This is a genomic window from Corynebacterium ureicelerivorans (genome assembly GCF_000747315.1).
GTDB classification, from domain to species: Bacteria; Actinomycetota; Actinomycetes; order Mycobacteriales; family Mycobacteriaceae; genus Corynebacterium; species Corynebacterium mucifaciens.
This window is the reverse complement of the sequence record NZ_CP009215.1, coordinates 1,121,311-1,133,174: the sequence shown is the minus strand read 5'-3', so window position 1 is coordinate 1,133,174 and position 11,864 is coordinate 1,121,311. Positions and strand designations below refer to the sequence as shown.

Sequence of the window (11,864 nt, the reverse complement as noted above, 5' to 3'; positions counted from 1 at the left end):
GTAGTTACACGCGCTTACGCGCCACGCGGGCCGCGCCACCCGGAAACCGGGAGTTGGAACTTGTCCACCAGTCTGTCGGTGAACGGCCTGTCGTCCAAGCGTACCCAGCGCACCGGACGCGTGCCGCGCGCGACTTCAACGCGGGAGCCGGCCGGAACGGTCATACGGCGTTGCCCGTCCATTACCGCTGTCGCCTGCGTTGTCTGCCGCTCGGACTCCACCGCCACGGTGGACGTCGGCGCCACCACAAGCGGCTTGGCAAACAGCGCGTGAGCGTTGTTTGGCACCACCAAGATCGCATCAAGCTGCGGCCACATGATGGGACCACCAGCGGAAAACGCGTATGCCGTGGAGCCGGTAGGCGTGGAAATAAGCACGCCGTCGCAGCCGAACGAGGATGCTGGGCGGAAATCCACCTCAAGCGTCGCATCCAGCACCCGCGAGCGGTCCGAATTTTCAATGCTGCACTCATTCAGCGCCCAGCTGCGCCCGAGCACCTCGCCTCCGTCGCCGATGACAGCTACGTCGAGCGTCATGCGGTCAACCACGCGGTAGGACCGGTCGATGACCTGACCCACGACTTTCTCCAGGCTCGAGGCTTCGCCCTCTGCCAAGAACCCGACGTGCCCCAGGTTGATGCCCAGCACCGGAATGTTTTGGGCGTGTGCGTAACTAGCAGCGCGCAAGAACGTGCCGTCGCCACCGAGCACCAACACCAACTCGCAGCCCGCGGCAGCATCGTCATCTGCCACTGCACGGGTCAACCCGCACAGCACCGGATTTGTCTCGATGGCCTCCATTTGCTCCTGTTCGAGCAACCGAACCGTGATGCCCGCGTCCTGCAGCATCTCCGCCGCGCGCGCCGCGGAATGGATGTTAGACGCCCTAAACAGGTGCGGGACCAGCAAGATCTCCCGGTGCGTCGCCTCGGCCATCTATTTTGGTCCTTCCTTGATCGCGCGGTCGACGAGCTCGGCCAACGCCGCGTCGTCGAGCTGCTGCTCGCCACCGTCTTTGACCAGCCACAAGAAGTACTCCACGTTACCGCTCGGTCCCGGCAGAGGCGATGCTGTGACCCCCCGCACGGACAAGTTCAGCGATTGCGCGTACTTCGCGACGTCCAAGGTGACCTCGGCACGCAGCGCAGACGAGCGCACCACCCCCCCGCTGCCGAGGCGATCCTTGCCCACCTCAAACTGCGGTTTGACCATGGGCAACATGTCCGCGCCATCCACCATGCACTCGACCAGGGCGGGCAGAACCAGCTTCAAGGAAATGAACGACAGGTCGCCGACCATGAGCTCGGCGGGGCCGCCCATCATCTCGGGCGTGAGGTTCCGGATGTTGGTGCGATCCAGGACACGCACCCGATCGTCGTTTTGCAGCCTCCACACCAACTGCCCGTAGCCCACGTCGACAGCCACCACCTCGTTCGCGCCCGCGCGGAGCAAGACGTCGGTGAAGCCCCCCGTCGATGCGCCGGCGTCGAGGGCTTTGCGCCCCTTCACGACTAGGCCGCCACGTTCGAACACGTCCAATGCGCCGAGCAGCTTGTGGGCTCCGCGCGAGGCCCAATCGTCCACGTCCTCGGTATTTACCTTGATGGAGGCCTCCGGCTCCACCACGGTTGCAGGCTTGGTGGCGGTGAAGCCACTGACTTGGACGCGCCCTTCCTTGATCCATGTTTGCGCTTGCTCGCGCGACCGCGCGATCTTCCTGCGAACTAGCTCGGCGTCAAGCCGGGTGCGTTTTGGTGCCACGGCGGTGCGCCCCCTTTCGTGTTCTTGGCGCAACTAATTGTCGTTCAGGGCCTCACGCAGGACGGCGTGGGCGCGTGCCAACGCGTCCGCTTCGGCTGCGAGATCAGCGGCCGGCTCAGCGAGGATGGCCGCAATTCGGTCCGACACCTCCCCGGCGGTAACACGTACCGCACGGGGATCGCGGGGAATCGGTGTGGGGGCCAAGGGGCTCACCACCACTCCGCGATTGCCGCTTCCGCCGCTGGCGACTCGGCCCGTACTTCGGCGGGTGCCTCGTTCGACTGCCACGCCACGTCGAGCGCCGTGCGCAGGGCTCCTACGCCCGTCGCACCCGGCCCTCCTCCGTCGATGACAAGCGCGGAGCCGTCAATGCGTGCGCGGAAGCCGTCCCGGGCACCTGGCCGAAGATCCTCCGCAGTCTGGAGCAACGCCCGCATGTCCTCGGCTATGTACGTGGGCCGGTGCGCCGGCGGCGCCTGAATGAGCGCGTACGGCCCAGAGACGCCAGTGAGCACGTGCAGGGTAGGCATGCCTGCGGCGACCCCGCCAGCGATATCAGTATCCAGCCTGTCCCCAACCGCAAGAGGGCGTACCCACCCGCGGTCGTGCGCTGCCTGCTTAAACATCGCTGGTTCCGGCTTGCCGGCCGCCTCAGGGGTCACGCCAGTTGCTGCTGTCACCGCCGCAACCATTGCGCCATTGCCAACCATCAAGCCGCGTTCCATTGGCAGCGACGAATCAAGGTTGGTCGCTAAGTATTTCGCCCCACGTTGCAAGCTGAGCGCGGCCTCTGAAAGCTCGCGCCACCCCGTCTCAGGGTTGTGGCCGTGAAGGACGACTTTCGGGTTGTCGTCGGCGCTGCCTGCAAGAGTGAAACCCGCGGCGACAACTAATGCACGCAGCGATTCCGCGCCGACCACGTACACCGAGTCCCCGGGCGACACGTATCGCTCCGCTAGCCGCACCGCCGCCATAGCGGAGGTCAGCACGTCGTCCTCAGAAGCCGGCAGCCCGATAGCCCGCAACATCTCCGCTACGTCGGCGGCGCTCCGTGAGGCGTTGTTGGTCACATACGCCGCGGGCACCCCGGCCGCCTGGATTGCCTCCACAGCAGAAGGGATGGCCTTTCCTCCTGACCAGACCGTCCCATCCAAATCCAGCAGCAGGCCGTCAACGTTTTTGGCGAGCTCCATAGATCTAGCCCAGCTCCGCCACTCGGTCAGCGGCATCGGTCATGCCTTCTACATCGATCTCCGCCGCGTGCTCGAACCAGCGCTTGGCCTCATCCTTCTTCCCGGTAGCAAGCAGCGCATCAGCGTACGCGTAGCTCAGTCGAGCTTGAGCAAACCCCTGAGAGTTCAAGGACGGGTTCAATCGCTGCAGCTGCGCAACCGCGGAATCGTGCTGCCCCAGATCATGCCGAGCACCCGCAAGCACAATCGCAAGCTCAATCTGACCGTCCCTGTCCAACTCGCGGGCTTCAGGGCTCCGGCCCAACTCCAGCGCCTTCTCAGGACGTCCGAGCCCACGCTCAGCGTCCGCCATCACCGCGAGCAAACCCGGCCCGCCGGAGATACGACGCGCCGCCCGCAACTCAGACAACGCTTCCTTCCATTCGCCAGCGTGGTAAGCGACGACGCCGTTGGTCTCGCGCACGACACCGACACGGCCGGCGCGATTCTTCGCGGCTCGAGCATGCCGCAGCGCAAGCTGCGGATCGTCATACAGCAGATCAGTTGCCATGAGCATATGCTTTGCGACGCGCTCCGCATTATCCTTCGACAGCACCTTCAAATCCTGCAGCACCGAAGGATCCAAATCGGAGATCTCTACGTCCTGAGGGAGATCCGGCTCGAGTTCTTTCTGCGCCATGCGATCCTCGCGGAATCCCTCGCGGCGAGGATTGGAGCGGTCGTGCCGCACGCCCCCGCGCCCCTGCCGACGATCATCGCCCTTCCCACGTCCACTATGACCACGGCCGCGGCGATCACCGCGAGCCCTGCGGCCGCCACCAGCGCCACCCTGCCGGCCGCCGCCGTTACCTCGCCCGCCACGGGCGTTCCCGCGAGAGGAGCGGTCTCGCCCTCTTCCTTCGTCCACATCTGCCATCAGGGACCTCCGTTTCCAATCCCGACCATTATAGGAAAACCCCCGTGAACAGCACAGCCACGGCCCGGTAGTCGGGCACGTTTCTCCCCCGGGTCGGGTGCGCTGTTCTTCCGTGGGTGTATCCGTACACACCCTCCAAGAAGCGCGCTTTATATCCCCGCCGGACTATACGCAACGGTCCAGATATTCCGGCCCAATGTAGAAGTTAACGACCACAGGCAATCCCGCCCGCAGCACCCCAAGTCAACAACGCGCGGTGCCAACCCCCACAACACCCCCACCCCCGCACACGCAAAAGCACCCGCCGACCACACCAGATCCCCAAACAGGAGCAACAGGTGTGGTGGCGGGTGCCACAACATATCAAGTTTTAACGCGTCGGCGGTAACCTACTCTCCCACTCCCTCCCGGGAGCAGTACCATCAGCGCGGGCGGGCTTAGCTTCCGGGTTCGGAAAGGGACCGGGCGTTTCCCCGCCGCCATCAACCACCGACACACCCACAGGGGCATGCACGACACTGACACGCAGCGAACATATGCACTTCACACTGTCAGCCAACCCACCACCACAAGCGGTGGGTGGTGTGCTGTGTCAGCGACTGCACAGTGGACGCGAGAACATTTCATCGTGTTTCATACGCGGTGTTACCTACCAACACGTCGTGTGTTGGTGTTTATCGGCTCATTAGTACCAGTCACCTCCACGCATTACTACGCTTCCAGATCCGGCCTATCAACCCAGTCGTCTCCTGGGAACCTCAAACGAAACCTCATCTCAAAACAGGCTTCCCGCTTAGATGCTTTCAGCGGTTATCCCTCCCGTACGTAGCCAACCAGCCATGCCCCTGGCGGAACAACTGGCACACTAGAGGTACGTCCGTCCCGGTCCTCTCGTACTAGGGACAGCCTTCTTCAAGTTTCAACGCGCGCGGCGGATAGAGACCGAACTGTCTCACGACGTTCTGAACCCAGCTCGCGTGCCGCTTTAATGGGCGAACAGCCCAACCCTTGGGACCTACTCCAGCCCCAGGATGCGACGAGCCGACATCGAGGTGCCAAACCATCCCGTCGATATGGACTCTTGGGGAAGATCAGCCTGTTATCCCCGGGGTACCTTTTATCCGTTGAGCGACACCACATCCACAAGTAGGTGCCGGATCACTAGTCCCGACTTTCGTCCCTGCTCGACACGTACGTCTCGCAGTCAAGCTCCCTTGTGCACTTACACTCTACCCACCTGATTGCCAACCAGGCTGAGGGAACCTTTGGGCGCCTCCGTTACATTTTGGGAGGCAACCGCCCCAGTTAAACTACCCACCAGGCACTGTCCCCAACCCAGATCATGGGCCAAGGTTAGATATCCACTACGGTCAGAGTGGTATTTCAACAACGACTCCACACACACTAGCGTGCAYGCTTCWAAGTCTCCCACCTATCCTACACAAACCGCACCGAATGCCAATACCAAGCTATAGTGAAGGTCCCGGGGTCTTTTCGTCCTGCCGCGCGAAACGAGCATCTTTACTCGTACTGCAATTTCACCGGGCCTGTGGTTGAGACAGCAGGGGAGTCGTTACGCCATTCGTGCAGGTCGGAACTTACCCGACAAGGAATTTCGCTACCTTAGGATGGTTATAGTTACCACCGCCGTTTACTGGGGCTTAAATTCTCCGCTTCGGACCAAAAAGCCCTAACAGGTCCTCTTAACCTTCCAGCACCGGGCAGGCGTCAGTCCGTATACATCAACTTAACCGTCTTCGCACGGACCTGTGTTTTTGATAAACAGTCGCTCCCCTCTCTTCTCTGCGACCCACACCAGCTACCACACGAAACATGCTTGACCAGCATGGGTCCCCCTTCTCCCGAAGTTACGGGGGCATTTTGCCGAGTTCCTTAACCACAGTTCACCCGCTCGCCTTAGTATTTTCTACCTGACCACCTGTGTCGGTTATGGGTACGGGCCGTACACACACATCGCTAGAGGCTTTTCTCGGCAGTACAGGATCACCAACATCACCCACMMAAGGGCTACGCATCACGCCTCACACAMAWGACAACCGGATTTGACCAATGTTGTCGTGCCACACGCTTGCACCGCAATCCAATAAGCGGCTCGGCTACCTCACTGCGTCACCCCATCACTGACCTACAACGGATCAGGCCCCACGCATCACCACCAACCAACCACTCAAAGAGTGATCAACGTCAGCAGATCAGGGTGGTTAGTATCACCGCTTCGATACTGGGCGCGCATATACGGGTACGGGAATATCAACCCGTTAACCATCGACTACGCCTGTCGGCCTCGCCTTAGGACCCGACTCACCCTGGGAAGACGAACTTGACCCAGGAACCCTTAGTCATCCGGCGGGCAAGATTCTCACTTGCCATTCGTTACTCATGCCTGCATTCTCACTCGCATGCAGTCCACCGCTCCTTACAGTACGGCTTCACCCCACACACGACGCTCCCCTACCCAAGCCAAAAAGGCTTGCCGCGGCTTCGGCGGTGTGCTTGAGCCCCACTACATTGTCGGCGCGAAACCACTCGACCAGTGAGCTATTACGCACTCTTTCAAGGATGGCTGCTTCTAAGCCAACCTCCTGGCTGTCTTCGCGATCCCACATCCTTTTCCACTTAGCACACCCTTAGGGGCCTTAACCGGCGATCTGGGCTGTTTCCCTCTCGACTATGAAGCTTATCCCCCACAGTCTCACTGCAATGCACCACTTCACCGGCATTCGGAGTTTGGCTGACGTCGCTAAGATGATAGTCCCGCTCAACCAACCAGTAGCTCTACCTCCGGCAAGCTCACATCACGCTGCACCTAAATGCATTTCGGGGAGAACCAGCTATCACGGAGTTTGATTGGCCTTTCACCCCTACCCACAGCTCATCCCCTCAGTTTTCAACCTAAGTGGGTTCGCGCCTCCACAACCTCTTACAGCTGCTTCACACTGGCCATGGGTAGATCACCCCGCTTCGGGTCCAGGACATGCCACTAAAAACACCCTATTCGGATTCGCTTTCGCTACGACTACCCCACAAACGGGTTAACCTCGCGACATGCCGCTGACTCGCAGGCTCATTCTTCAAAAGGCACGCCATCACACACWWAACGGTGCTCTGACGGATTGTAAGCGCATGGTTTCAGGAACTCTTTCACTCCCCTCCCGGGGTACTTTTCACCATTCCCTCACGGTACTTAAATCCACTATCGGTCACACTGAGTATTTAGGCTTACCGGGTGGTCCCGGCAGATTCACAGCAGATTCCACGAGCCCGCTGCTACTCGGGGACATGCACCACACAACCACACATGCCTTCACGTACGGGACTCATCACCCTCTCCGGCGCACCATCCCAGATGCTTCCACTGACACGCGCGAATCATGCCTGCAGGTGGCAGCCTGCACACGCACACACCCCACAACACCGCACACGCAACCCCTGCCAGGTCTYACACGCACACGGTTTAGCCTCATCCGCTATCGCTCGCCACTACACACGGAATCACAAATTGTTTTCTTCTCCTACGGGTACTGAGATGTTTCACTTCCCCGCGTCAACCCCCACACAGACTATGAATTCACCTGCGGGTAACACCACACAACCGGTGCTGGGTTTCCCCATTCGGACATCCTCGGATCAACGCTTTGTTGGCAACTCCCCGAGGCATAACGCAGCCTCACACGTCCTTCATCGGCTCAGCATGCCAAGGCATCCACCATACGCCCGTAACAAAACACACGGACACACAAACAATCAAGGTAAATAACACCAAAACACAAAAAAGAAAGATACTCGCGTCCACTATACAGTTCTCACACAACACAACCCCCACACAAACCAGCAAACAACCGCCGCCRGCYCACRMMARGGGCCCAACAAGGACACACAAACCTGTGCTGCCCCAGACACCCAACAGTGCACCAATGCTTACAAACCTTCTGTCACGCAACAGGTGCGCATCACCCACCCACAGCACCACACAGCAMACAACCCACCARTAAGCAGTACGCCACCTGACCATCCAGATCAAGCAACCAACCACCACTAGGTGTGCGTCCACCCGGCACAACATATTTCATGGCAGTCGCACACTCGGCGACATCAACCACACAAAAAAGCCCACAACTGTGAGCCASAAAAAAACTCCTTAGAAAGGAGGTGATCCAGCCGCACCTTCCGGTACGGCTACCTTGTTACGACTTCGTCCCAATCGCCGATCCCACCTTCGACAGCTCCCATGACAGGCCACTGGCTTCGGGTGTTACCAACTTTCATGACGTGACGGGCGGTGTGTACAAGGCCCGGGAACGTATTCACCGCAGCGTTGCTGATCTGCGATTACTAGCGACTCCGACTTCATGGGGTCGAGTTGCAGACCCCAATCCGAACTACGACCGGCTTTACAGCGATTCGCTCACCCTCACAGGCTCGCATGCGCGTTGTACCGACCATTGTAGCATGTGTGAAGCCCTGGACATAAGGGGCATGATGATTTGACGTCATCCCCACCTTCCTCCGAGTTAACCCCGGCAGTCTCTCACGAGTCCCCACCATAACGTGCTGGCAACATAAGACAAGGGTTGCGCTCGTTGCGGGACTTAACCCAACATCTCACGACACGAGCTGACGACAACCATGCACCACCTGTACACCAACCACAAAGGGAAACCGTATCTCTACGACGATCTGGTGTATGTCAAGCCCAGGTAAGGTTCTTCGCGTTGCATCGAATTAATCCACATGCTCCGCCGCTTGTGCGGGCCCCCGTCAATTCCTTTGAGTTTTAGCCTTGCGGCCGTACTCCCCAGGCGGGGCGCTTAATGCGTTAGCTACGGCACGAACCCCGTGGAAGGGACTCACACCTAGCGCCCACCGTTTACGGCATGGACTACCAGGGTATCTAATCCTGTTCGCTACCCATGCTTTCGCTCCTCAGCGTCAGTTACTGCCCAGAGACCTGCCTTCGCCATCGGTGTTCCTCCTGATATCTGCGCATTCCACCGCTACACCAGGAATTCCAGTCTCCCCTACAGCACTCAAGTTATGCCCGTATCGCCTGCAGTCCCGCAGTTAAGCTGCGGGCTTACACAAACGACGCGACAAACCACCTACGAGCTCTTTACGCCCAGTAATTCCGGACAACGCTCGCACCCTACGTATTACCGCGGCTGCTGGCACGTAGTTAGCCGGTGCTTCTTCTCCAGGTACCGTCACAAAAACGCTTCGTCCCTAGCGAAAGGAGTTTACAACCCGAAGGCCGTCATCCCCCACGCGGCGTCGCTGCATCAGGCTTGCGCCCATTGTGCAATATTCCCCACTGCTGCCTCCCGTAGGAGTCTGGGCCGTATCTCAGTCCCAATGTGGCCGTACACCCTCTCAGGCCGGCTACCCGTCGACGCCTTGGTAGGCCATTACCCCACCAACAAGCTGATAGGCCGCGAGCTCATCCCACACCGAAAAAACTTTCCACCACGGGTCTGCGGACTTCCTGTGAACCACACTGGTGGCCGTTGTGTTGTTGGCTAGGTGGTTTTGGCTATGTTTCGTTGTTTAGCCAGGGTTGTGTATTGCCCGTCTGGTCCGGTGGTGAGTCTGTCAAAGACGAACCAGTCCAGATAATCGTCAAGATACTTCATAAACTCCTCGGTTGTGTGCTTTTCGGGGCGAATTCCACTGGCGTGAAGTTCGCGCTTGATGGTGCCGAAGAACCCTTCTACTCGGGCGTTGTCGCCGCTGTTGCCGAGCCGGGATAGGGACGGCACCATCAACCAGGCGTTATCGCACGGGTTCTCGTCTGTGCAATGTGTGCATTGTTGCTTGTCGTGACTGATATCAGTCAGTCGGTCAACCCAATCGATGTGGCGGTAGTGCCAGCCACGGTCGGTGTGCAGTTCGGGGCGTTGGCCTGGTTGTATTTGCTCGAGCCCAGCTTCAAGCATCGTGTTGGTCAGCAACGCCGCTGGTCGCGTTGCGCAGGTATACGCGATGGGCATGTTGTCGTGGAAGTCGATCAGCGGGCTAAAAAAGACTTTGCCGTCAGCGCATTGAAACTCGGTGATGTCGGTGCCGAGTCTTTGGTTTGGCGCATCGGCATAGAAATCGTGTACCAGATCCTTCCTGCCCGCCTGCCTGCGACGATCCGCCTGCGAACGATATCTTTGCGAAACGTGGGTGCCATTTTTGGTGACAGTGTCGATGTCTCCAACCAGACATCGATTTGCTGGGCGATGCGCAGTTTCGCCCTTGTACGAGCTGTAGCGCTTCGTGCGTTTCATCTTCGGCTGCAGGTGTTCTTCGCGCATGATCGTACGAATCGATTTTTCCCCCAGCGACAGACCGTTCGCTTTGCACACTTCACTCACGCGGCGGTAGCCGTAGACCATGCGGTTGCCCTCACAGGCGGCGGTAACCATTGCCTTGGCCTGGCCTTTTCGGTCGACTAGAGGGTGTTTTAACCGCCTGCATGCCGACTTGTAGGTGTTGTATTTCAATCCGTAGTAGGCGCAGCAACGCGTTACTTGGTATCCGACGTCCCGGAGTCGTCTGACAGCCGTAGCGACGACCACGCTATCGAGCGTCTCCGGGTTTGCGCTTTTCCCTCAGATTCCATCACCGCCTCAAACAGCGCTTTATCCGCCAGACGCATAAACCGCTCTTGACGCAACAGGTCTTTGAGGGTCTCAACGTCATCCGGCAACGCTGCCTCATCAAACGGAGCTGTTGGCTGCTCATGGTTGCGTGAATGTGCACTCTCACCGCGCGGGGCGCGTTGTGATTGACGTTGTGTTTCGGCCTTCTTGCGCTTGCGTTTTTGGGCTTCGTGGTGTTCTTTCACACGCGCCAGTGTCGCCTGTTCTATCTTCTGCGGTGTCATCCCACGCCGCGAACCCGCATCCGGAGCGAACTTGTGCGTCCACGCCGCCACGGAACTCGCAGCGACCCGAAAACGCCATCCAATCTCGCGGGTGGATGCCGACGTTGTCACATTCGCCCGGACGACCTCAGCAATCAACTCGGCAGAACGCCAACCTTTATCGACCCCGCTGCCATGACGGGCGTTGCGTGCCCATCCCGAAATTGAAGCGGTAGAAGGAACAGACCTACATTCCTCCCGAATCAACTGCGCACGAACCTGCGAAGCAGCAAGCCCCTGCCCCGAAAGCTCAACGGCACGCTGCCGTACCTCCGGCGGATAACTCATCCTCGAACTCCGATCCCGACGACCGATGGTTCACAGGAAGTCCGCACAGCCCCACAACATCCAAGAAGTGGTCCTATCCAGTATTAGACCCAGTTTCCCAGGCTTATCCCGAAGTGCAGGGCAGATCACCCACGTGTTACTCACCCGTTCGCCACTCGAGTACCCAAGCAAGCTTGGGCCTTTCCGTTCGACTTGCATGTGTTAAGCACGCCGCCAGCGTTCATCCTGAGCCAGGATCAAACTCTCCACAAAAGTTTCAGCAAGAAACAAGGCCGTGAAAAGCCCGAAACCCAACCAAAAACAAACCACCCAACACCACCACACCAAAAAAGCAGCGATGCTGAACTGGCACAAAAATTCCAAAAATTACAAGGTTCAACAACAACCGGCCCTAACCCGACGGGGCAAAACAAGGGCCGATCACAAATACGCGAGTGAAAAGCATGTCAACCACACCCCAACACGCACTGAACCAAACAGATGACGCGATTAGTTATTGGAATTCAACCACGCCACCACCGGCACACACCCAACAAAGCAGGCATCCACCACACAGTGCACAAAACAGGGCAGGTGACACACACCCACGCAACAAAAGTACATTGGCACACTATCGAGTTCTCAAACAACACCAGCACACCCACCAACCAGACCAACACAGCCCAGCCAGTCAAGCAGCCTCGCTACAAGCTACACACAACATAAACCAGAAGTCAAACTCGCGTTCAACCACCGTTTACCCCGCGGTAACCTTATGTAGTTTAACCATTCCCCCTGACCAA

Annotated in this window: 5 protein-coding genes, 3 rRNA genes and 1 pseudogene; all 9 read right to left on the bottom strand. The window is 58.9% G+C overall.

Annotated features, from left to right (window positions below; all coding sequences use genetic code 11):
- Window positions 1–14 precede the first annotated feature (14 nt).
- The 9 genes and pseudogenes from CUREI_RS05680 to CUREI_RS12230 all read right to left on the bottom strand — a co-directional run bounded on the left by CUREI_RS05680 (window position 15) and on the right by CUREI_RS12230 (window position 11,082).
- Window positions 15–935 (bottom strand): NAD kinase, encoded by a 921-nt coding sequence (locus CUREI_RS05680; RefSeq protein WP_038611440.1) that lies wholly within the window; start codon window positions 933–935, stop codon window positions 15–17.
- Window positions 936–1,760 carry a TlyA family RNA methyltransferase gene (locus tag CUREI_RS05675; RefSeq protein WP_038611437.1) on the bottom strand — a complete coding sequence of 275 codons (825 nt, stop codon included), beginning with the start codon at window positions 1,758–1,760 and terminating at the stop codon, window positions 936–938.
- A gap of 209 nt (window positions 1,761–1,969) precedes the next feature.
- Window positions 1,970–2,953 (bottom strand): HAD-IIA family hydrolase, encoded by a 984-nt coding sequence (locus CUREI_RS05665; protein WP_038614057.1) that lies wholly within the window; start codon window positions 2,951–2,953, stop codon window positions 1,970–1,972.
- A gap of 4 nt (window positions 2,954–2,957) precedes the next feature.
- Window positions 2,958–3,683, bottom strand: a complete 726-nt coding sequence (locus CUREI_RS05660) for a tetratricopeptide repeat protein (RefSeq protein WP_407919154.1) — start codon at window positions 3,681–3,683, stop codon at window positions 2,958–2,960.
- Between the two features lie 562 nt (window positions 3,684–4,245).
- A 5S ribosomal RNA gene (gene rrf / locus CUREI_RS05650) occupies window positions 4,246–4,363 on the bottom strand.
- Window positions 4,364–4,533: 170 nt separating this feature from the next.
- Window positions 4,534–7,620, bottom strand: a 23S ribosomal RNA gene (locus CUREI_RS05645).
- Between the two features lie 412 nt (window positions 7,621–8,032).
- Window positions 8,033–9,532: ribosomal RNA gene (locus CUREI_RS11810) — 16S ribosomal RNA — on the bottom strand.
- Together the 16S, 23S and 5S rRNA genes form the textbook arrangement of a ribosomal RNA operon.
- Window positions 9,533–9,772: 240 nt before the next feature.
- A pseudogene (locus tag CUREI_RS12855) lies at window positions 9,773–10,264 on the bottom strand (hypothetical protein); the annotation flags it as partial.
- Between the two features lie 131 nt (window positions 10,265–10,395).
- Window positions 10,396–11,082, bottom strand: coding sequence for a hypothetical protein (locus CUREI_RS12230; RefSeq protein WP_144242372.1), 687 nt, complete (start codon window positions 11,080–11,082; stop codon window positions 10,396–10,398).
- Between the last annotated feature and the right edge of the window lie 782 nt (window positions 11,083–11,864).